Annotated in this window: 20 protein-coding genes; 17 read left to right on the top strand and 3 right to left on the bottom strand. The window is 61.8% G+C overall.

The genetic code is table 11. The annotated features are described in order from the left end of the window. Nucleotides 1-46: 46 nt before the first annotated feature. The 7 genes from pepP to GT753_RS21090 all read left to right on the top strand — a co-directional run bounded on the left by pepP (nt 47) and on the right by GT753_RS21090 (nt 9,910). On the top strand, nt 47-1,363 hold the full coding sequence (pepP, locus tag GT753_RS21120; protein WP_004931624.1) for a Xaa-Pro aminopeptidase: 1,317 nt from the start codon (nt 47-49) through the stop codon (nt 1,361-1,363). A gap of 1 nt (nt 1,364) precedes the next feature. Beyond that, on the top strand, nt 1,365-2,543 hold the full coding sequence (ubiH, locus tag GT753_RS21115) for a 2-octaprenyl-6-methoxyphenyl hydroxylase (RefSeq protein ID WP_088381904.1): 1,179 nt from the start codon (nt 1,365-1,367) through the stop codon (nt 2,541-2,543). 81 nt (nt 2,544-2,624) lie between these two features. After that, nucleotides 2,625-3,827: an FAD-dependent 2-octaprenylphenol hydroxylase gene (gene ubiI / locus GT753_RS21110; protein WP_004931629.1), complete on the top strand. Its 1,203-nt coding sequence runs from the start codon at nt 2,625-2,627 to the stop codon at nt 3,825-3,827. A gap of 506 nt (nt 3,828-4,333) precedes the next feature. Continuing rightward, nucleotides 4,334-5,431 (top strand): glycine cleavage system aminomethyltransferase GcvT, encoded by a 1,098-nt coding sequence (gene gcvT / locus GT753_RS21105; RefSeq protein ID WP_004931631.1) that lies wholly within the window; start codon nt 4,334-4,336, stop codon nt 5,429-5,431. A 46-nt stretch (nt 5,432-5,477) separates the two neighbouring features. Next, on the top strand, nt 5,478-5,864 hold the full coding sequence (gene gcvH / locus GT753_RS21100; RefSeq protein ID WP_004931633.1) for a glycine cleavage system protein GcvH: 387 nt from the start codon (nt 5,478-5,480) through the stop codon (nt 5,862-5,864). Nucleotides 5,865-5,956: 92 nt separating this feature from the next. After that, complete coding sequence (gene gcvP, locus GT753_RS21095) at nt 5,957-8,836, top strand: aminomethyl-transferring glycine dehydrogenase (RefSeq protein ID WP_015378983.1); 2,880 nt, start codon at nt 5,957-5,959, stop codon at nt 8,834-8,836. A 108-nt stretch (nt 8,837-8,944) separates the two neighbouring features. After that, nucleotides 8,945-9,910 (top strand): zinc-binding alcohol dehydrogenase family protein, encoded by a 966-nt coding sequence (locus GT753_RS21090; RefSeq protein WP_044030533.1) that lies wholly within the window; start codon nt 8,945-8,947, stop codon nt 9,908-9,910. Nucleotides 9,911-9,920: 10 nt separating this feature from the next. Here GT753_RS21090 and GT753_RS21085 read toward each other — a convergent pair whose 3' ends face one another. From GT753_RS21085 to GT753_RS21075, 3 genes are read right to left on the bottom strand one after another with little or no spacing between them, the layout of a single operon-like run. Then, nucleotides 9,921-10,448 carry a GNAT family N-acetyltransferase gene (locus tag GT753_RS21085; protein WP_031300620.1) on the bottom strand — a complete coding sequence of 176 codons (528 nt, stop codon included), beginning with the start codon at nt 10,446-10,448 and terminating at the stop codon, nt 9,921-9,923. An 11-nt stretch (nt 10,449-10,459) separates the two neighbouring features. After that, on the bottom strand, nt 10,460-11,866 hold the full coding sequence (locus GT753_RS21080; protein ID WP_021505718.1) for an ATP-binding protein: 1,407 nt from the start codon (nt 11,864-11,866) through the stop codon (nt 10,460-10,462). Nucleotides 11,867-11,870: 4 nt separating this feature from the next. Continuing rightward, nucleotides 11,871-12,530: a response regulator gene (locus GT753_RS21075; protein ID WP_004931642.1), complete on the bottom strand. Its 660-nt coding sequence runs from the start codon at nt 12,528-12,530 to the stop codon at nt 11,871-11,873. A 189-nt stretch (nt 12,531-12,719) separates the two neighbouring features. Between GT753_RS21075 and GT753_RS21070 the strand changes: the two genes are divergently transcribed. From GT753_RS21070 to alsE, 10 genes are all read left to right on the top strand, one after another. Continuing rightward, a complete protein-coding gene (locus tag GT753_RS21070; RefSeq protein WP_004931645.1) occupies nt 12,720-12,953 on the top strand; it encodes a hypothetical protein in 234 nt (77 codons plus the stop codon). Between the two features lie 96 nt (nt 12,954-13,049). After that, on the top strand, nt 13,050-13,796 hold the full coding sequence (locus tag GT753_RS21065) for an SDR family oxidoreductase (RefSeq protein WP_160125922.1): 747 nt from the start codon (nt 13,050-13,052) through the stop codon (nt 13,794-13,796). A gap of 77 nt (nt 13,797-13,873) precedes the next feature. Continuing rightward, nucleotides 13,874-14,197 carry a BrnT family toxin gene (locus GT753_RS21060; RefSeq protein ID WP_160125921.1) on the top strand — a complete coding sequence of 108 codons (324 nt, stop codon included), beginning with the start codon at nt 13,874-13,876 and terminating at the stop codon, nt 14,195-14,197. Beyond that, nucleotides 14,160-14,477 (top strand): BrnA antitoxin family protein, encoded by a 318-nt coding sequence (locus GT753_RS21055; RefSeq protein ID WP_004931651.1) that lies wholly within the window; start codon nt 14,160-14,162, stop codon nt 14,475-14,477. Before GT753_RS21060 ends, GT753_RS21055 begins: the two co-directional genes overlap by 38 nt. Nucleotides 14,478-14,858: 381 nt before the next feature. Further along, nucleotides 14,859-15,677, top strand: coding sequence for a DeoR/GlpR family DNA-binding transcription regulator (locus GT753_RS21050; protein ID WP_004931653.1), 819 nt, complete (start codon nt 14,859-14,861; stop codon nt 15,675-15,677). A gap of 47 nt (nt 15,678-15,724) precedes the next feature. Continuing rightward, nucleotides 15,725-16,708 (top strand): substrate-binding domain-containing protein, encoded by a 984-nt coding sequence (locus tag GT753_RS21045; protein ID WP_025304134.1) that lies wholly within the window; start codon nt 15,725-15,727, stop codon nt 16,706-16,708. 2 nt (nt 16,709-16,710) lie between these two features. Then, a complete protein-coding gene (locus GT753_RS21040; protein WP_082997434.1) occupies nt 16,711-18,228 on the top strand; it encodes a sugar ABC transporter ATP-binding protein in 1,518 nt (505 codons plus the stop codon). Then, nucleotides 18,221-19,207, top strand: coding sequence for an ABC transporter permease (locus GT753_RS21035; RefSeq protein ID WP_160125920.1), 987 nt, complete (start codon nt 18,221-18,223; stop codon nt 19,205-19,207). The genes GT753_RS21040 and GT753_RS21035 overlap by 8 nt, the downstream gene beginning before the upstream one ends. Nucleotides 19,208-19,217: 10 nt before the next feature. After that, complete coding sequence (locus GT753_RS21030) at nt 19,218-20,252, top strand: ABC transporter permease (protein WP_160125919.1); 1,035 nt, start codon at nt 19,218-19,220, stop codon at nt 20,250-20,252. A gap of 31 nt (nt 20,253-20,283) precedes the next feature. Beyond that, a complete protein-coding gene (gene alsE / locus GT753_RS21025) occupies nt 20,284-20,955 on the top strand; it encodes a D-allulose 6-phosphate 3-epimerase (RefSeq protein WP_015378973.1) in 672 nt (223 codons plus the stop codon). Nucleotides 20,956-20,957 lie beyond the last annotated feature (2 nt).

The raw sequence follows: 20,957 nt of genomic DNA, 5'->3' as shown, positions 1-20,957 counted from the left end.
CGCCCCTCCGCCGGCGGTGCGGATGGCATGATTTCAGGAGAAGGTAATGACTCAGCAGGAATTCAACAACCGCCGCCAGGCGCTGTTGGCGAAAATGGCGCCGGCCAGCGCGGCGGTTATTTTCTCTGCGCCGGAAACGACGCGCAGTGCAGATTCAGACTATCCCTACCGGCAGAACAGCGATTTTTGGTACCTGACCGGCTTCAATGAGCCGGAAGCGGTGCTGGTGCTGATTAAAAGCGATGAAACGCACAACCACAGCGTGTTGTTCAACCGGGTGCGCGATTTGACGGCGGAAATCTGGTTTGGCCGCCGCCTGGGGCAAGACGCCGCACCGGCAAAGCTGGGCGTGGATCGCGCGCTACCGTTCGATGAAATCAATGACCAACTGCACCTGCTGCTCAACGGCCTGGATGCGGTCTACCACGCGCAGGGCGAATACGCCTATGCCGATCAGATCCTGTTCGGCGCGTTGGACAAGCTGCGCAAGGGGTTCCGCCAGAATCTGCAGGCGCCTGCCACCGTGACCGACTGGCGGCCGTGGCTGCACGACATGCGCCTGTTCAAATCGCCGGAAGAGCTGGCGGTGATGCGCCGCGCCGGTGAGATCAGCGCGTTGGCGCATACCCGCGCGATGGAAAAATGCCGCCCGGGCATGTTCGAATATCAGCTGGAAGCGGAAATTCATCATGAGTTCACCCGCCTCGGCGCTCGCTACCCGTCTTACAACACCATTGTCGGCAGCGGCGAAAACGGCTGCATCCTGCACTACACCGAGAACGAGAGCCAGATGCGCGACGGCGATCTGGTGCTGATCGACGCGGGCTGCGAGTTCCAGGGGTATGCCGGCGACATCACCCGCACCTTCCCGGTCAACGGCAAGTTCAGCCGGCCGCAGCGCGCGGTGTACGATATCGTGCTGGCGTCGCTGCAGCGTGCGCTGGAGCTGTTTAAGCCCGGCACCAGCATCCGCGAAGTCAACGACGAAGTGGTGCGCATCATGGTGGTCGGGCTGGTGGAGCTGGGCGTATTGAAAGGTGAAGTCGATCAATTGATCGCCGAGCAGGCTCACCGTCAGTTCTTTATGCACGGGTTGAGCCACTGGTTGGGTCTCGACGTGCACGACGTTGGCCACTACGGCACGCCGAGCCGCGATCGGCTGCTGGAGCCGGGCATGGTGCTGACCGTGGAGCCGGGGCTGTATATCGCGCCGGATGCGGACGTGCCGGAGGAATACCGCGGCATCGGCATCCGCATCGAGGACGACATCGTGATCACCGCCGACGGCAATGAAAACCTGACCGCCACCGTGGTGAAAGACGCCGATGCCATCGAGGCCTTGATGGCGGCGGCAAGGTCGTAGCATGAGCGTTATTATCGTTGGCGGCGGGATGGCGGGCGCGACGTTGGCGCTGGCCATTTCGTCGCTTACTCAGGGAAGAATGGCGGTGGATTTGGTCGAGGCGACCCGGCCGGACGACCGCAGCCACCCGGGCTTTGACGCTCGCGCCATCGCTTTGGCGCAGGGCACCTGCCAACAGCTGGCGCGCATCGGCGTTTGGCCGGCGCTGCGCGACTGCGCCACGCCGATCACTCAGGTGCACGTCAGCGATCGCGGTCACGCCGGTTTCGTTAATCTGCAGGCGCAGGATTATCAGGTCGATGCGCTCGGCCAGGTGATCGAACTGCACGACGCCGGGCAGCGGCTGTTCGCGCTGCTGGCGAAGGCGCCGGGCGTCACGCTGCACTGCCCCGCGCGGGTGGTGGACGTGATTCGCACCGCGGAGCGGGCGGAAGTGCTGCTGGACAACGGCCAGCGTCTGCGCGGGCAGCTGCTGGTGGCGGCCGACGGCTCGCGTTCGGCGCTGGCGCAGGCCTGCAACGTGCAGTGGCGGCAGGAGGACTATCCGCAGTTCGCCACCATCGCCAACGTCACCACGGCGGAAGATCCGCAGGGGCGAGCTTTCGAGCGCTTTACCCGTTATGGGCCGCTGGCGCTGTTGCCGATGTCACAGGGGCGCAGTTCGCTGGTGTGGTGCCATGCGCGCGAAGATCGCGCCCGGGTGGATGCCTGGGACGACGCGCGTTTTATCGCCGAGCTGCAACAGGCCTTCGGCTGGCGGCTGGGGCGCATCCTCAAGGCCGGTAAGCGGCACAGTTATCCACTTGGCCTGCTAACCGCCGATCGTCATGTCAGCCACCGGCTGGCGCTGGTGGGCAACGCGGCGCAGACGCTGCATCCGATCGCCGGGCAGGGGTTCAACCTTGGTCTGCGCGATGTGATGTCGCTGGCGGAAACGCTGGCGGAAGCGATGAACAGCGGCGAAGACGCCGGCGGTTATGCGCTGCTGAGCCGCTATCAGCAGCGGCGACAAAACGATCAGCAGGCGACGATCGGCGTGACCGACGGATTGATTCGCCTGTTCGCCAACCGTTATGCCCCGCTGGTGGTCGGCCGCAATCTGGGGCTGATGGCGATGGCGCGTTTGCCGGCGGTGCGCGACGCCTTCGCCAAGCGCACATTGGGCTGGGTGGAACGTTAGACATAGAATCGGGCGCCCTGTGGCGCGCCCAAAAACGCGGCGTGGCAAGGCGTCGCGCGTTATTTAAGGAAATCGAGCAGCATGCAATCATTTGACGTGATTATCGCCGGTGGCGGTATGGTGGGGCTGGCGTTGGCCTGCGGCCTGCAGGGCAGCGGGCTGCGCGTGGCGGTGCTGGAGCAGCGCCAGCCGGATATGGCGCCGCCGTCGGAGCAGCCTGCGCTGCGCGTTTCCGCCATCAATGCCGCCAGCGAGCGTTTGCTGCAGCATATCGGCGTGTGGGACGACATCCTCCAGCAGCGCGCCAGCGCCTACAACGCGATGGAAGTGTGGGATCGCGACAGCTTCGGCAAAATCGCCTTCCGCGGCGACGAGTGCGGTTTCAGCCATCTCGGCCACATCATCGAAAATTCGGTGATCCAGCAGGCGCTGTGGAAGCGCGCCGAAAGCCTGTCGGACATCACGCTGATTACCCCGGCCGCGCTCAAGCAGGTGGCGTGGGGCGAGAATGACGCCTTCATCACGCTGGAGGACGGCCGTATGCTGACCGCCCGGTTGGTGATTGGCGCCGACGGCGCCCAGTCGTGGCTGCGCCAGCATGCCGATATCCCGCTGACCTTCTGGGACTATCGCCACCACGCGTTGGTGGCCACCATCCGCACCGAAGAGCCGCATCAGGCTACGGCGCGGCAAATTTTCCACGGCGACGGCATTCTGGCGTTCCTGCCGTTCAGCGATCCGCATTTGAGCTCCATCGTCTGGTCGGTCGCGCCGGAAGACGCTGAGCGTCTCAAGCAGCTGGAGCCGGAACAATTCAACCGCGAACTGGCGATGGCCTTCGATATGCGTCTGGGCGCCTGCAGCCTGGAAAGCGAACGGCTGGCGTTCCCGCTGACCGGCCGCTATGCGCGCAGCTTCGCGGCGCACCGCCTGGCGCTGGTGGGCGATGCGGCGCATACCGTGCATCCGCTGGCCGGACAGGGCGTGAACCTGGGCTTTATGGACGCCGCCGAGCTGATTTCCGAACTGCGCCGCCTGCAGCGGCAGGGCAAGGATATTGGCCAGCACCTCTATCTGCGCCGCTATGAGCGCCGCCGCAAACACGGCGCGGCGGTGATGTTGGCCAGCATGCAGGGTTTCCGCGAACTGTTCGACGGCAACCACCCGGCCAAAAAGCTGCTGCGCGACGTGGGGCTGCGGCTGGCGGACAGCCTGCCTGGCGTCAAGCCTAAGCTGGTGCGTCAGGCGATGGGCCTGAACGATCTGCCCGAGTGGCTTGCCTGACACCTGCCTTCTGCGAGCCCGCAGCGGGCTCGCGCTTCTCGCTTTATGCCATCGCGTTTCCTTATATAACCCTTCATTTGAAATAATCTAATTTCAGCCGCTTTTTATCATTACTTTTTCTAATTCCATGTTCGGTTATCAAAAGTCCGGATCCCATGTGCGGCCATAGGTTTGTTATATAAGTTCGGCATTTTGCCGCTTTAATTGTTAATTTTGTGCCTTAAGGCGCATTTTTCCAGTGAAAAACTCTGCACACTAGCCCGGCATTTTACCGCCCCGGAACGGCGATGAGCCTATTTTAACTTATGGTTAATGTGGTCGTTCGGTGATAAGTTCGGGGGAAAGGTATCGTTTGCGTCACGGCGGTTGCACGCAGTTTTCGCCCGTCCCGGCGCAGCATTTGTGTTGAGCAGTCAGTGCGCCATGGCGATCGGGCCGCGAGCCAGGCTCCGCCGCATTGCGTGGCAGCACCCTAACTTCTAGCGACGAGTGGAAAGAGGGAAAAGATGGCAAAGCAAACCCCACTGTACGACCAGCACGTGGCGTGCGGTGCGCGCATGGTAGACTTTCACGGCTGGATGATGCCGCTGCACTACGGCTCGCAGCTCGATGAGCACCACGCGGTGCGTCAGGATGCCGGCATGTTCGACGTGTCTCACATGACCATCGTGGATCTGCACGGCGCTCGCACCCGCGAGTTCCTGCGCTACCTGCTGGCGAACGACGTCGCCAAACTGACCCAACCCGGCAAAGCGCTGTACACCGGCATGCTGAATGCTTCCGGCGGCGTGATCGACGACCTGATCGTTTATTTCCTCACTGAAGACTATTTCCGCCTGGTGGTGAACTCCGCCACCCGCGACAAAGACCTGGCCTGGATCGAAGAGCACGCCGCGCCGTATGGCGTCGCGCTGACGGTGCGCGACGATCTGGCGCTGATCGCGGTGCAGGGCCCGCAGGCCAAAGAGCGCGCCGGCACCCTGTTCACCCCGGAACAAAAAAGCGCGGTCGAAGGCATGAAGCCATTCTTCGGCGTGCAGGCCGGCGAGCTGTTCATCGCCACCACCGGTTACACCGGCGAGGCCGGCTATGAGATCGCGCTGCCGAAAGAGCAGGCGGCGGATTTCTGGCAAAAATTGCTGGCCGCGGGCGTCAAGCCGGCCGGTCTGGGCGCGCGCGACACCCTGCGCCTGGAAGCGGGCATGAACCTCTACGGGCAAGAGATGGATGAAGGCGTTTCGCCGCTGGCCGCCAATATGGGCTGGACCATCGCCTGGCAGCCGGAAGATCGCCGTTTCATCGGCCGCGAAGCGCTGGAACAACAGCGCGAGCAGGGCACCGAGCAACTGGTCGGCTTGATCATGACGGAAAAAGGCGTATTACGTAATGAGCTGCCGGTGCGTTTCACCGACGCGGCGGGGCAAACCCACGAAGGCGTGATCACCAGCGGTTCGTTCTCCCCGACGCTGGGCTTCAGCATCGCGCTGGCGCGCGTGCCGGCGGGCATCGGCGAGCAGGCCATCGTGCAGATCCGCAACCGCGAGATGCCGGTCAAAGTGACCAAGCCCGGTTTCGTTCGCGCCGGCAAGCCGCTGACAAATTGATTTTTTATTGATTGATTCTTTTATTTCTTCGAAGGAGTAACCGGCGATGAGCAATGTGCCAACAGAATTGAAATACGCATCCTCTCACGAGTGGGTTCGCGCAGAAGGTAACGGCGTTTACACCGTAGGCATCACCGAACACGCGCAGGAACTGCTGGGCGATATGGTGTTTGTCGATCTGCCGGAAGTGGGCCGCACAGTCGCCGCCGGTGAAGACTGCGCCGTGGCGGAATCCGTCAAGGCGGCGTCGGACATCTACGCGCCAATCAGCGGTGAAATCGTGGCGGTGAACGCCGAGCTGGAAAGCTCCCCGGAGCTGGTGAACAGCGAACCTTACGGTGACGGCTTCCTGTTCCAGATTAAAGCCTCCGACGAAGGCGAGCTGGCGAACCTGCTGGACGCCGCGGCTTATCAGGCCTCGATCGACGAGTAATCGTGCCCACGCCCCAGGCCTTTCGGCCGGGGCGTTTTAGTTACCGTTCAAGCTATATCCCGTATCACGCAAGCATTCAGGAATTTGTAGCAATGACTCAGACACTCAGCCAACTCGAACACAGCGAAGCGTTCATCGAACGCCACATCGGCTCTTCTGCGGAACAACGCCAGGAGTTGCTGGCAGCGGTGGGCGCTCGCTCGCTCAGCGCGCTGATCCAACAGATCGTGCCGGCGGACATTCAGCTGCCGGGGCCGCCGCCGGTTGGCGACGCGGCGACCGAACATCAGGCGCTGGCTGAGCTGAAGGCGATCGCCTCGCAGAATCAGCGCTACAAATCCTACATCGGCATGGGCTACAGCGCCGTGCTGACGCCGCCGGTGATCCTGCGCAATATGCTGGAAAACCCGGGCTGGTACACCGCTTACACCCCTTATCAGCCGGAAGTGTCGCAGGGCCGTCTGGAAGCGCTGCTGAACTTCCAGACTGTGACCCTCGATCTGACCGGCCTGGATCTGGCCTCCGCATCGCTGCTGGATGAAGCCACCGCCGCCGCCGAGGCGATGGCGTTGGCCAAACGCGCCAGCAAGCTGAAAGACGCCAACCGCTTCTTCGTGGCTGACGACGTACATCCACAGACGCTGGACGTGGTACGCACCCGCGCCGAAACCTTCGGCTTCGACGTCATCGTCGATAAAGCGGAAAAAGTGCTGGAGCTGGACGGCGTGTTCGGCGTGTTGCTGCAGCAGGTGGGCACCACCGGTGAACTGCACGACTACAGCGCGCTGCTGGCCGAACTGAAATCGCGCAAAATCATCACCAGCGTGGCTGCCGACATCATGGCTCTGGTGCTGCTGACCGCGCCGGGCAAGCAGGGCGCCGACGTGGTGTTCGGCTCCGCGCAACGCTTCGGCGTGCCGATGGGCTACGGCGGCCCGCACGCCGCCTTCTTCGCCTGCCGCGACGAGTTCAAGCGCTCGATGCCGGGCCGCATCATCGGCGTTTCCCGCGATGCCGCCGGCAACACCGCGCTGCGCATGGCGATGCAGACTCGCGAGCAACATATCCGCCGCGAGAAGGCCAACTCGAATATCTGTACCTCGCAGGTGCTGCTGGCCAACATCGCCAGCCTGTATGCGGTGTATCACGGCCCGCAAGGCCTGCAGCGCATCGCCGGGCGCATCCATCGCCTGACCGACATTTTGGCCGCCGGGCTGCAGAAGGCCGGCCTGACGCTGCGTCACCACACCTGGTTCGACACCCTGACCGTCGAAGTGAAGGACAAGGCCGCCGTGCTGGAGCGCGCGCTGAGCTTCGGTATCAACCTGCGTACCGACATTCACGGCGCCGTCGGCATCACGCTGGATGAAGCCACCTCGCGTGAAGACGTGCAAACGCTGTTCGCACTGCTGGCCGGCGACAATCACGGTCTGGACATCGACGCGTTAGACGCGGCGGTGAGCAAAAACAGCCAATCGATCCCGGCCGCCATGCTGCGCCAGGATCCGATCCTGACCCACCCGGTATTCAACCGCTATCACAGCGAAACCGAGATGATGCGTTACATGCATCGCTTGGAGCGTAAGGATCTGGCGCTGAACCAGGCGATGATCCCGCTGGGCTCTTGCACCATGAAATTGAACGCCGCGGCGGAAATGATCCCGATCACCTGGCCTGAATTCTCCGAACTGCACCCGTTCTGCCCGCCGGAGCAGGCTGCCGGTTACCAACAGATGATCGGCCAACTGTCTCAGTGGCTGGTGCAGCTGACCGGCTATGACGCGGTGTGCATGCAGCCGAACTCCGGCGCGCAGGGCGAATACGCCGGCCTGCTGGCGATCCGCCGCTACCACGAAAGCCGCAACGAAGCGGGCCGTCACGTCTGCCTGATCCCGAGCTCGGCGCATGGCACCAACCCGGCCTCCGCCCAGATGGCGGGCATGAGCGTGGTCGTGGTGGCCTGCGACAAGAACGGCAACATCGATCTGCACGATCTGCGCGTCAAGGCGGAGCAGGCAGGCGAAGAACTCTCTTGCATCATGGTGACCTACCCGTCGACCCACGGCGTGTATGAAGAAACCATCCGTGAAGTGTGCCAGATCGTGCACCAGTTCGGCGGTCAGGTGTATCTGGACGGCGCCAACATGAATGCCCAGGTGGGCATCACCACGCCGGGCTACATCGGCGCGGATGTTTCGCACCTCAACCTGCATAAAACCTTCTGCATCCCGCACGGCGGCGGCGGCCCGGGCATGGGCCCTATCGGCGTGAAAGCGCACCTGGCGCCGTTTGTACCGGGCCACAGCGTGGTGCAGATCGACGGCGTAACCACCCAGCAGGGCGCGGTCTCCGCGGCGCCGTTCGGCAGCGCCTCCATCCTGCCTATCAGTTGGATGTACATCCGCATGATGGGCGCGGAAGGCCTGAAGCAGGCCAGCCAGATGGCGATCCTGAACGCCAACTACATCGCCACCCGTCTGAAAGACGCGTATCCGATTCTGTATACCGGCCGCGATCACCGCGTGGCGCACGAATGTATCCTCGACATTCGTCCGCTGAAGGAAGAGACCGGCATCAGCGAAATGGACATCGCCAAGCGCCTGATCGACTTCGGCTTCCACGCGCCGACCATGTCGTTCCCGGTGGCGGGCACGCTGATGGTCGAGCCGACCGAGTCGGAAAGCAAGGTGGAGCTGGATCGCTTTATCGATGCGATGCTGGCGATCCGCAGCGAAATCGACCGCGTCGCCAAAGGCGAATGGCCGCTGGAAGACAACCCGCTGGTGAATGCGCCGCACGTGCAGGCGGAGCTGGTCAACGACTGGCAGCACCCGTACAGCCGCGAGCTGGCGGTGTTCCCGGTGGCCGGCGTACGTGAGAACAAGTACTGGCCGAGCGTTAAGCGTCTGGACGACGTGTACGGCGACCGTAACCTGTTCTGCTCTTGCGTGCCGATGAGCGATTACGAATAACACGTTCGGCAAAGTTTGTGTTTGGGGGACACCGCATGATGCGGTGTCCCTTTTTATTTTATCGCGGCCTATTCTTTCCGGTACGTTCCCACGATTTGAGGAGTCATCATGCAAGCGGCAATCGTAACAGCGCTGGGGCAAGCCCCGGTTTTCGGCACCTTTGAGGAGCCTCAGGCGCAGGCGAATGAAGTGCCGATCGACGTTCTGGCTGCCGGCATCAAGCAGCTGGATCGCGCCACCGTCGCCGGCACTCATTATTCCAGCCCGAAGCAATTGCCGATCGTGCCCGGCACCGACGGCGTGGGCCGTACGGCGGACGGGCAACGGGTGTACTTCGCCTCTTTCCGTCGCCCTTACGGCGCGATGGCCGAGCGCAGCGTCGCGTCCTGGACGGTGCCGGTGCCGGAGACGGTGGACGACGCCACGGCGGCGGCGCTGATCAATCCGGCCTTCGCCGCCTGGCTGCCGCTGCGCTGGCGAGCGGATCTGCAGCCCGGAGAAACGGTGCTGATCATCGGCGCTACCGGCACCTCGGGCAAACTGGCGGTTGCAGCGGCGCGTCAGGCGGGGGCCGGGCGCATCGTTGCCGCCGGTCGGCGCCTGAGCGTGCTGGAGGCGTTGGGTGTGGACGCCACGGTGGATCTGAGCCTGCAGGGCGAGGCGCTGGCGCAGGCCTTCGCGGCGGCGGCGGGGCCGGGTGGTTATCAGGTGATTGTCGATTACATCTGGGGCCCGGCGACCGAAGCGCTGCTGGCGACGCTCAATAATCACGATCTCTCGTCTTACGCCGGGGGGCGCGGCATTCGCTTGGTCAACGTCGGCTCGATGGCCGCGCCGGACATCCGGCTGCCGGCGGCGGTGCTGCGCAGCAATCAGCTGCAGATCCTCGGCAGCGGCACCGGCAACTTCCCGCCGATCCCGGAGATGCAGCGCTACGCGACCGAGATTTTGGCGCTGGCGGCGACCGGAGCGCTCACTATCGAGACGCAGGAGCACGCGCTGGCGGAGATCGCCGAGGTGTGGGATCTGAACAAGAAAAGCGACGTGCGTTCGGTGATACGCATCGCCCGCTAAGCCCTGGCCGCTAGCGGCAGAGGCAGACCAGGTGAATGTCCTCCGGCTCACGGGCGAACAATTCGGTATCCGGCTGTTCGATGAGCCGGCAGCCCTGCGCCAGATAGAAGTCTACGGTGCTTTTGTTGGGAATGGAGGAGACGTACAGCCCGGCGGCGCCTTCTTGCGCCGCCTGCCGCAGACAGAGCTGGAACAGCTGCTTGCCTAACCCCTGGCCGCGTTGGTGCGCGCTGACGTAAAAGAACAGCAGCTGGCGCAGATCTTGCCGCGGGCCGCGCGGTTCGGTGTCCAGCGCCGCCGCTGCCACGATCTCCTCGCCTTCGAACAGCGCGAAGAACGCGCCGCCGCGATCGAAGCACGCTTCGTGGATCGGCGTATAGGTTTCCCGATCGTGCGGATCCCAGCCGCGCACATCGTAGTAGTCCGGGTAGGGGTGTAGCTTGCCGTCCTGCAGGCGATACAGGGTGTCGATAATTTCGCTGCGGTCGATATCCCACAGCCGGTCGAGTTGCTGCCGTTGCAGCAGTACAGGGGCGATCATGCTCGTGGTTAACTCTCAATCTGTGGCCGGTAACTTTCCGGCAAATCGATGATAAAGCCGATGCCGCGATCGTCGAGACCTTCGGTGACGCGCAGCTGCGCGCCGATTTTGTCGGCCAGGTTGCGGGCGATGGCCAATCCCAGCCCGCTGCCGGTCTGCTGCGTGCCGGGCACGCGGTAAAAGCGCTCAAACAGGCGCGGAAGGTGCTCTTCGCTCACCCCGGGGCCGTTGTCGCGCAACGTAATATAGCAGCCGAGTGGCGCCAGCGAGCGGATATTGGCTTCGATGCGGCTGCCGGGCGGCGCATACTTGAGCGCATTGTCCAGCAGGTTGGTGAAGATGGCGATCAGCGCATGGCGGTCGGTACTCACCACCACCTCCTCGCTGCCGTCGAGCGACAGTTCGACATCTTTTTCCAGCGCATAGGGGACGTGCTGCGCGATGCATTTTCCAATTTCGGCGTAGATGTCCACCGCCTCAATCTTCAGCGGAAAATCTTCCGCCTCCAGCTTGGCCAGGTTGATCAGCTGGCGCGACAGCGACGCCGCCCGATCCAGCCCTTGCTGCATGTCGCCGATGATTTCCCGGCGCTCCTGCTGCTCGCTGACCTGGGTCAGCAAATGCAGCTGCGCCAGCACGGCGGCGATCGGCGTGCGCAGCTCATGCGCGGCGTCGGCCATAAATCGTTTCTCGCGCTGATTGGCGGCGTCGATGCGCGCCATCAGTTTGTTAACCTCCATCACCACCGGCCGGATTTCCTGATACTGCTCGCTGACGTTGATCGGCGACAGATTGCCGGGTTGACGATCGGAAATGGTTCGGGCGATCTGGCGCAGCGGCCGCAGGCTGAAATAGGCCGTAAACAGCAAGGTGATGATGATGGCCGCCAGAATGCCCAGCAGCGGTACGGCGGTGCTCTCCGCCGGGTTGCCGAACAGCGTGGTGCGATCGTTGAACGATTCGCCGACGATCACCCGGTACTGGCGATTCTCGCTCCAGCTGCCGGCGAGATGCCAGTTGGCGCCGGCGTAATTGACCGAGCCGGACAGCACCGAAGGCGGCAGGCGCAGCGGCTCTCCCTGCGTTTGCGAACTGTAAAGCACCCGGTTGTCTCGATCGTAAACCACAAACAGCGGGTGATAGTCGATTTCATCCTGCATGCCGTTATTGATGGAATCAATGTACATGCCTTCAATGGTCTTGATGATGCCGCGGTAATCGATATGGTCAGTGCCGGTTTCGTCGAGAATATTGGCGATGCCTGCAGCGACGATGCGTTGCTGGTTATCGAAATATTTCTCCATGTCGGGGTAATACCAATATTTCACCCAGGCGACGAGGATCCCCCACAATAATAAAATGGCCAGCACCTGGAAAATAATGGTGCGCATAAAGAAGGATTTGAAACCGATCATTTCGCTACTCTTTCTTCAGCAAATAACCAATGCCGCGTACGGTAATAATTCTTTCTTTACCGATCTTGCGCCGTAAATTATGCATGTGCACTTCCAGCGAGTTGCTTTCCACGCTGTCGCCGTGGCCGAACAGCCGCTGTTCCAACACCGCTTTGCGCACCACGGTGCCGGCGCAGCGCATCAGTTCGTGCAGCAGGTGATACTCTTTTTTCGACAGCATCAGCAGTTCGTTATCCAGCATGACCTGATGGTTGACCGGATCGAGATACAGCGCGCCGAGGCTCCAGGTTTGTGACGCGAAGCCCGCCATGCGCCGGTTGACCGCCTTGACGCGCGAGATGAGTTCGGGCAGCGCAAAGGGTTTGGCCAGAAAGTCGTCCGCGCCGGAATCCAGGCTGTTCACCAGGCTTTCAATGCGGTCGCGGGCGGTCAGGATGATGATCGGGATATTTTGCCCGGCGGCGCGCCAGGCGATCAGCCTCTGCAAACCGTCACCGTCCGGCAGCGTGAGATCCAGCAGCATCAAATCGAACCCGCCGGATGAAAGTTTATTTTCCGCGTCGACGAGCAGGCGCACCCAGCACAAATTAAAGCCGGCCAGCTCCAATGCTCGGCACAGCGCCTTGCCTAATTGCAGGTCGTCTTCCACCAACAGTATGTTCACGTTATTTCCGCTGAGATCCTTGAGTCGCGCTTATCTAACTATAACGCTGACGGGAAGACAACGGGGAAACCTGCGCTGCCTGCACGTTCTTAAGCAAACCTTAATCTGGCTTTAATCTCGCGTTAAGGGAACGAGGGGGGATTTCAGTTATTTTGCTGCCATTCGAAATCATGGCTGAGGGAGCGAAACATGCAGACTGACGGTTCCCCGCTCGCGGGCGCCTCGCGGCGGCTGATGTATTCAGGCGTGGCGATGCTACTCGTGCTGTTGATGCTGTCGTTTCGCGGCGATGTGCACAGCCCTGCTCACAAAGGCCTGCATGCTTCCGGTTTGCAGCGGGGCCATCAGGTGGCGGTAACGGACGCCTCCGGCTGCGCGAAATATCGGATTAAAAAGCTGCTGCGCCGCCTGGCTCAGCTCTGAAGCGTTTTCTAGAGCGCCGCTCTATACTCTGACTGGCAAACGGGGAGCCTGTGCGCAGGCCGTTATTTTTATATCGCCAACCAGAGAAAAAATACGATGACGAAAGTGGCATTGGTGACTGGCGCAAGCCGGGGAATTGGCCGCGCGACCGCTTTGCTGCTGGCCCGGCAGGGCTATGCGGTGGGTGTGAATTACCTGCGTGACGAAAGTGCGGCGCGGCAGGTGGTGGCGGAGATTGAAACGCAGGGCGGTAAGGCGCTGGCATTGCAGGCTGACGTGGCCGACGAAGCGCAGGTGATGGCGATGTTCGGCGCACTGGATGCCGGGCTGGGCACGCTCAGTGCGCTGGTCAACAACGCCGGCATTCTGTTCCAGCAGGCGAACATTGAACAGTTGACCGCCGAGCGCATCAATCAGGTGCTCGGCACCAACGTTACCGGTTACTTCCTGTGTTGCCGCGAGGCGGTGAAGCGCATGGCGCTGCGCTATGGCGGGCGGGGCGGCGCCATCGTCAACGTTTCCTCCGCGGCGTCCCGACTGGGGGCGGCGGGAGAGTACGTCGACTATGCTGCCTCGAAAGGCGCCGTCGATACGCTGACCATCGGGTTATCGCGGGAAGTGGCGGCGCAGGGCATTCGCGTCAACGGCGTGCGGCCCGGATTCATCTATACCGAGATGCACGCCAGCGGCGGCGAGCCTGGCCGGGTGGATCGCGTGAAGGACAGTTTGCCGATGCAGCGCGGCGGCCGGCCGCAGGAAGTGGCGGAGGCGATCGCCTGGTTGCTGTCTGACGCCGCATCTTACGTGACCGGCACCTTTATCGAGGCCGCTGGCGGGCGTTGAACGCATCCGTAGGTTTTTGACATCCCTCCGGATGCGAGGTATTTTGATTAAATAACAATCAAAATGTAGTTACAAAAATGTATGTTTATTTTGAATGGAATCAGGATAAAAATCACAGTAACCAGCGCAAACACCGTGTCAGTTTTGAGATTGCGCAACGGGTTTTTCTGCATCCCAACCATTTGGCTGTGTTGGAAAGGATCGAGGGTGGAGAAGAACGTTGGCAAACGATCGGCATGGTCGGATCCTGCTTGCTGTTGCTGGTGGCACATACGACGATCGAAACGGATGTCGAAGGCGATACAGTAGAGATCGTGCGTATCATTTCAGCACGCAAGGCCGATGCCAAAGAGAGGGGAAGATATGAAGCGCAAAAATTCCGCCAAAAATCTGGCCCATAGCGTACTCCCGCCGTTGACGGAGGAGCAGAAAGCGCAAATTGCTTCACTGAGTGCGTTGCCGGACGAGGACATCGATTATGCCGATGCGCCGGCACTGGATGAGGAAAAGTGGCAGGCTGCGGTTCAGGGGCGTTTTTATAAACCGATGAAAGTATCGAAAACCATCCGCATCGATGCGGATGTGTTGGCCTGGCTTCAGCGGCCAGGCAAAGGCTATCAGAAACGCCTGAACGCCGTGTTGCGTGAGGCGATGTTGAAAGAGCATGAACACGGGGAATAATGTGTGCCAGGCGGCTAACGATCCGGTGAGGTTCTCACCGGATTTTTTTTGCCGTTTTTTCAGGTAATGCGTTATCAACGCCGGCGGTCTAATTGCGGCGCTCGGTCAAAACCACACAAACGGTCATTAACGGTCATGCTGCGGAGCGTGGAATTGTGACCGTTTACCGTTTCTCTCCTGTTTACCTCAGGCGTACGCGCATCATAACTGCCTGTTACTCCACACTTTCGTAATTATTCATTTCATTTCCTTCCCGATTTTTTTGACAACTATCACATCGCGATCGTTGACCGATCGCAGGGCGATGCGCTTTGCGTCCGCGCGCAAAACGCGACGCGGCAAATCGATATCGTAATCAACGTTGTGGAGGAGAAAAGAAACATGCTGCCTGTAGAACGTCATCGCTTTATCACCGAAGTCTTGAGCCAGCGCGGCCGCGTGATGGTGCAGGAGGTGGCGCAGCTGTGCCACATCTCTATCGAGACGGCGCGGCGTGATCTGGCCTTGCTTGAACGGCGCGGCCTGCTGCTGCGCAGCCACGGTGGCGCAGTGTTCGTCGAGCCGCCGGCGGTGGAGAAAACCTATGTGCCCGCCGAGATAGACCAGGGGGAATCTTTCCGCCAGCGCAGCAACGAGGCGCCGGAACAGAAGACGCGCATTGCCAAACGCGCGCTGGAATTTATCGCGCCGGGGGACTGCCTGCTGCTGGACAGCAGTTCCACCAGTTGGTTTTTGGCGCGCCAACTGCCGGATATCTCGCTGGTGGTGCTGACCAACTCGCTGCACATCATCCAGACGCTGGCCTGCAAGGCCAACGTGCGCACCATCGGCCTGGGGGGCGAGTATTCCGCCAAGTACGAGGATTTTATCGGCGTGCTGGCGGAGCAGATGCTGAAGGAGTTCGTGATCAACAAGCTGTTTTTCTCCTGCCACGGCATCTGCCAGGACGGCGGCATCCGCGAAAGCAATGAGCACCATGCGCGGCTGAAGCAGCAGATGCTGCTGGCGTCGGAACGCAAGTTCCTGCTGGTGGACAGCAACAAGTTCGGCCGCCGCTCGTTCGCCCGCATTTGCCATTACCGGGAAATAGACACGCTGATCACCGACAGGCTCAGCGACGACGAATTTCGTCAGGAACTGGCCTGGAACAACGTCGACGTGATTGAAGTTTCACCCGCCGCGAAAAGGGCGGCGCGATAACAACAATGAAAACCCTTATTACAGCCAACACTTGTGGAGAGAGAACAATGAAAAAATCCGTACTGGTCGGTCTGTTTGCCTCGCTGCTGCTGTCGGTCTCTGCGCAGGCGGCGGACAAGCTGAAAATGGGCGTGGTGGTGAAGATCGGCGGCATTCCCTGGTTCAACGCCATGGAGGCCGGCATCAAAAGCGAGAGCGCCAAACGCGGCATCGACGCCTGGATGGTTGGGCCGACGGCGGCGGATCCGGCGCTGCAGGTGCGCGCCATCGAGGATCTGATCGCGCAGAAGGTGGACATCATCGGCGTGGTGCCGAACGACGCCCGGGTGCTCGAGCCGGTGCTCAAGCGCGCGCAGGAGGCGGGCATCAAGGTGATCGTGCACGAATCCCCCGGCCAGAAGTACGCCGACTGGGATTTTGAGCTGGTGGACGCCTCGCAGCACGGGGTCAACCACATGAAAGCACTGGCCGCCTGCATGAAAGAGCAGGGCAAGTACGCGGTATACGTCGGCAGCCTGACGGTGCCGCTGCACATCACCTGGTCGGACTCGGCCATCAACTACCAGAAGCAGCACTACCCGAACATGCAACTGGTGGGCGACAAGTTCGGCGTGGGGGAATCGCTGGATGACAGCGTGCGCACCACCAACGATCTGATGGCCAAGTATCCCGATCTGAAAGGCGTACTGGCGTTCGGCTCGCAGGGGCCGATCGGCGCCGGGCGCGCGGTGCTCAACCGCGGCAAAAGCAACGATATCTGCGTCATCGGGCCGTTCAGCCCGGGCCAGGGCGCTTCGCTGGTCAATCGCGGCGCCATCAAGGGCGGTTACATCTGGAATCCGATGGTGGCCGGCGAAGTGTTCGTGCGCATCGCCGACATGATGCACAAGGGGGAGAAAATCACCGACGGCATGACCATCGAAGGCATGGGCAAGGTGCAGGTGGATGCGCAGCAGCACACCATTCTCGGCAACGCCACCGAAAGCCTGGATAAGCAAAACCTGCCGAAGCTGGTGAAAATGGGGCTGTAATCATGGCGATTTCCGGCAATACGGCAACGCAGGGCGCGCCGCTTATCGAACTGCAACAGCTGTCGATGACCTTTGGCGGGCAGCGTGCGCTGAACGATATTTCATTGGCGCTGATGCCGGGGGAGGTGCACTGTCTGGCCGGCACCAACGGCTGCGGCAAGAGCACGCTGATCAAGGCGATCGCCGGCGTCTATCAACCGGACGACGGCAGCCGCATTACCCTCGATGGGCAAACCTTCGGCCGGCTGTCGCCGGATCAGGCGCGCGCCTTCGGCATTCAGGTGATCTATCAGGATCTGTCGCTGTTTCCCAACCTGACGGTGGCGGAAAACATCGCCTTCGAACACAACCTGCGCGGGTTGCTGGGTTGGCACCGCCCGGCGCGGCTGCGGCGCGCCGCCGAACGCCAGCTGCAATCGCTGAGTTTCAATCTGGATCTCGACAAACGGGTGGCGGAGCTGCCGATCGCGCAGCGCCAACAGGTGGCGATCTGCCGTGCGCTGGTGGCGCAGGCGCGGCTGGTGATCATGGACGAACCGACCGCTTCGCTGACCCGCACCGAGGTCAACCAACTGCTGCGCACGGTGGACTATCTGAAAGCGCAGGGCATCTGCGTGGTGTTCGTCAGCCACCGGCTGGACGAGGTGCTGGAGATCTCGGATCGCGTCACGGTGATCCGCGACGGCAACAAAGTCGGTACCTGGCCGGCGGCGGAGATCACCGGCGATCGTCTGACCGAGCTGATGACCGGTCTGAAGCTGGACTATCACCTGAAAGCGCCCAGCCTGAATAAGGATCGGGTGATGCTGGAGGCGGATCGCCTGAGCCGCGCTGGGCAGTATCAGGATGTGAGCTTCCGTCTGCATCAGGGGGAGGTGCTCGGTCTGTGCGGGCTGCTCGGCTCCGGGCGTACCGAGCTGGCGCTGAGCCTGTTCGGCATGACCCGGCCGGACAGCGGCAAACTCTACCTCGACAGCAAACCGGTGCGCTTTCGCGGCCATGAGGACGCGATCAAGGCCGGCATCGGCTACGTCTCGGAGGATCGCCTGACGCTGGGTCTGGTGCAGCAACAGTCGGTGGCGGATAACGCGGTGCTGACCATTCTCGATAAGCTGCGCGGGCGTTTTCGCCTGATCGACGACTACCGCAAGAATCGCATCGTCGCGGAGTGGATCGCCAAGCTCGGCGTGCGGGTGGCGGATCCGGATCAGGCGGTTTCGACGCTGTCCGGCGGCAATCAGCAAAAGATCGTGCTGGCCAAGTGGGTGCTGACCCAGCCGCGGATCTTGATCCTTGACTCGCCGACCGTCGGTGTCGACGTCGGTGCCAAGGCCAGCATCTACCAACTGATCCATCTGCTGGCGCAGGAGGGGATCGCCATTTTGCTGATCTCCGACGAGGTGCCGGAGGTGTATTACAACTGCGATCGGGTGCTGCACTTCAGCGGCGGCAGCGTGATCGGCGAATACCTGCCGGGGCAGGTGAGCCAGCAACAGCTGGCGGAGGCGGTCAATGCGTAGATTCAGTTTGAAACCGCGCGGCAACGAAGGCTATCTGGCCTGGGTGTTGCTGCTGACGGTCATGGTCTTTTCACTGCTCAGCGATCGGTTTTTAACGGTGCAAAACCTGCTCGATCTCAGCGAAAGCTATGCGGTGAGCGGTATTTTCGCCCTCGGCCTGTTTGTAGTGCTGGTGACCGGCGGCATCGATATCTCCTTCGCCGCAGTCGCCTCGGTGGTGCAGTACCTGATCGCCACGCTGGCGACCCACTACGGCCTGGCCAGCCCGGCGGGCAGCATTCTGCTGGCGTTGGCGATCGGCGCCGTGCTGGGCATGGTCAACGCGCTGTTGATCTACTGCCTGCGCATCGTCTCGATCATCGTCACCATCAGCATGCAGGCGTTGTTGTTCGGCATGCTGATGTGGCTGACCAACGGCCGCAGCCTGTACGCATTGCCGGACTGGTGGACGCTGCCGCGCAGCGTGCTGCCGTTCCAGCTGGATGAGCAGAGCTATCAGCTCGGTTTGCCGACGCTGGTGATGCTGGCGGTGGCGCTGCTGACCTGGCTGCTGCTGAACAAAACGCACCTCGGGCGCCAGCTGTTTGCCGTGGGCGGTGATGCGGAATCGGCGCGGCGCATCGGCATCCGCGTTGGCCTGCTGCATTTGTTCGCCTATGGCTATCTGGGCGCGATGGCGGCGATCGGCGGCCTGGTGCAGGTGTACCGCATGGGGGAAGTGGTGCCCAACGCGCTGGTGGGCGGGGAGCTCGACGTGCTGGCGGCGGCGGTGCTGGGCGGCGCCAGCCTGAACGGCGGCAAGGGCAGCGTGGTCGGCACGCTGATGGGCGTGTTCCTGATCGGCGTGCTGAAAAACGGCCTCAACCTGATCGGCGTGTCCAGCTACTTCATGAACGTGGTGATCGGTCTGGTGATCGTCGCGGCGATCACCGTCACTCACTACAAGAAACGCAAAGAAACCGACGTCGGTTTCGCCTGAGGAGCGCCTGATGGGCAACAACCTGAAATTTCGTCCGGACGGGGTCGCCGTCGGTCTGCTGGCATTGCTGCTGGCGGTGGTGCTGGGCTTTAGCCTGCTGATGCCGGGGCGCTTCTTCAGCGGCGCCACCTTCACCAGCGTGGCCTTCCAGCTGCCGGAGCTGGGCCTGCTGACGCTGGCGATGTTCATCCCGATCCTCAGCGGTGGCCTGAACCTGTGCATTATCGCCAGCGCCAACCTGACCAGCCTGCTGATGGCCTGGCTGTTCATCAGCTACCTGCCGGCGGATGCCGGGCTGGGCTTGCAGGCGCTGTGGCTGGCGTTGGCGCTGGCGGCGGCGATGCTGTTGGCCGGGCTTATCGGCGCGGCGACCGGCGCGTTGGTGGCCTACGTCGGCGCGCATCCGATTCTGGTGACGCTGGCCACCATGACGACGGTCAACGGCATCGGCATTTACCTGACGCGCGGCGCGGCCCTGAGCGGCATGCCGGAGATCGTGCGGTTTATCGGCGCCGAGCGCGTGCTGGGCGTGCCGGTACCGCTGTGGATCTTCCTGGTGGTCGCCGCCTTGCTGGCGCTGTTCTTGCAGAAAACCCGGCTCGGCAAATGCGTCTACATGAGCGGCAGCAACATCAACGCCACCCACTTCAGCGGCGTGAATACCCATCGGGTGTTGATCGCCATTTACACCCTCTCCAGCCTGCTGTGCGTCATTGCCGGGCTGGTGATGATGGCGCGCTTCAACTCGGCGCGCATGGGTTACGGCGACTCCTACCTGCTGCTCACGGTGCTGGCGATCATACTGGGCGGCACCGATCCGTTCGGCGGTTTTGGCCGGGTCAGCGGCGTGGTGTTGGCGCTGATCGTGCTGCAGGTGATCGCGACCGGTTTGAACCTGATGAACGTCAGCCCGCATTTCAGTCTGGCGATGTGGGGCGCGGTGCTGATCGCGGTGCTGGCGCTGAAGTTTTTCCGCCATCGCTATCAGCAGCGGCGGGCGATGCGCCGCAGCGCGGCCCAGGCCAGAATCGCGGCGGGCCACTGATCCCTTTTCCCTTTTGCGCAGGATAACGCTAATGAAATACCAGATTTCACCTTCACTGATGTGCATGAACCTGATGGATATCCGGCAGCAATTGGCGGTGCTGAATCGCCGCGCCGATATGCTGCATATCGACATCATGGACGGGCACTACGTTAAAAACATCACGCTGTCGCCGTTCTTTATCGAACAGATCCGCCCGCATACCTCGTTGTTGCTGGACGTGCATTTGATGGTGGAGAACCCAACCGATTTTATCGAGCCGATCGCCCGCGCCGGGGCGGACTTTATCTGCCCGCACGCCGAAACCATCAACCGCGACGCGTTCCGCGTGATCAATCAAATCCGCGCGCTGGGCAAAAAAGTGGGGGTGGTGCTGAACCCGGCCACGCCGGTGGAGTTTATTCGCCACTACCTTCACCTGCTGGACAAGGTCACCGTCATGACCGTCGATCCGGGCTATGCCGGGCAGCCGTTCATTCCCGAAATGCTGGACAAGATCCGCCAGTTGCGCGATCTGAAACGCCAACAGGATCTGAACTATCTGATCGAAATAGATGGATCCTGTAACCAGCGCACCTACCGCGATCTGATGGGCGCCGGCGCGGAAGTGTTGATCGTCGGCAGTTCCGGGCTGTTCAACCTCGATCCGGATCTGGAAACGGCGTGGGAAAAGATGCTGGATCAGATGCGGCAGGCGGCCTGAGG

The organism is Serratia sp. Z4 (assembly GCF_009900725.1).
Classification (GTDB): Bacteria; Pseudomonadota; Gammaproteobacteria; order Enterobacterales; family Enterobacteriaceae; genus Serratia; species Serratia nematodiphila.
Note: the sequence above shows the minus strand (reverse complement) of the source record. Positions and strands in the feature narration are given on the sequence as shown.

Coding starts and splice junctions, on each gene's coding strand:
- GT753_RS21055 (WP_004931651.1), top strand. CDS start 14,160: ATGAAGCGCAAAAATTCCGCCAAAAATCTGGCCCATAGCGTACTCCCG.
- GT753_RS21030 (WP_160125919.1), top strand. CDS start 19,218: ATGGGCAACAACCTGAAATTTCGTCCGGACGGGGTCGCCGTCGGTCTG.
- GT753_RS21035 (WP_160125920.1), top strand. CDS start 18,221: ATGCGTAGATTCAGTTTGAAACCGCGCGGCAACGAAGGCTATCTGGCC.
- gcvP (WP_015378983.1), top strand. CDS start 5,957: ATGACTCAGACACTCAGCCAACTCGAACACAGCGAAGCGTTCATCGAA.
- ubiI (WP_004931629.1), top strand. CDS start 2,625: ATGCAATCATTTGACGTGATTATCGCCGGTGGCGGTATGGTGGGGCTG.
- gcvT (WP_004931631.1), top strand. CDS start 4,334: ATGGCAAAGCAAACCCCACTGTACGACCAGCACGTGGCGTGCGGTGCG.
- gcvH (WP_004931633.1), top strand. CDS start 5,478: ATGAGCAATGTGCCAACAGAATTGAAATACGCATCCTCTCACGAGTGG.
- GT753_RS21070 (WP_004931645.1), top strand. CDS start 12,720: ATGCAGACTGACGGTTCCCCGCTCGCGGGCGCCTCGCGGCGGCTGATG.
- GT753_RS21090 (WP_044030533.1), top strand. CDS start 8,945: ATGCAAGCGGCAATCGTAACAGCGCTGGGGCAAGCCCCGGTTTTCGGC.
- GT753_RS21065 (WP_160125922.1), top strand. CDS start 13,050: ATGACGAAAGTGGCATTGGTGACTGGCGCAAGCCGGGGAATTGGCCGC.
- GT753_RS21080 (WP_021505718.1), bottom strand. CDS start 11,866: ATGATCGGTTTCAAATCCTTCTTTATGCGCACCATTATTTTCCAGGTG.
- GT753_RS21050 (WP_004931653.1), top strand. CDS start 14,859: ATGCTGCCTGTAGAACGTCATCGCTTTATCACCGAAGTCTTGAGCCAG.
- GT753_RS21060 (WP_160125921.1), top strand. CDS start 13,874: ATGTATGTTTATTTTGAATGGAATCAGGATAAAAATCACAGTAACCAG.
- alsE (WP_015378973.1), top strand. CDS start 20,284: ATGAAATACCAGATTTCACCTTCACTGATGTGCATGAACCTGATGGAT.
- GT753_RS21045 (WP_025304134.1), top strand. CDS start 15,725: ATGAAAAAATCCGTACTGGTCGGTCTGTTTGCCTCGCTGCTGCTGTCG.
- ubiH (WP_088381904.1), top strand. CDS start 1,365: ATGAGCGTTATTATCGTTGGCGGCGGGATGGCGGGCGCGACGTTGGCG.
- GT753_RS21040 (WP_082997434.1), top strand. CDS start 16,711: ATGGCGATTTCCGGCAATACGGCAACGCAGGGCGCGCCGCTTATCGAA.
- pepP (WP_004931624.1), top strand. CDS start 47: ATGACTCAGCAGGAATTCAACAACCGCCGCCAGGCGCTGTTGGCGAAA.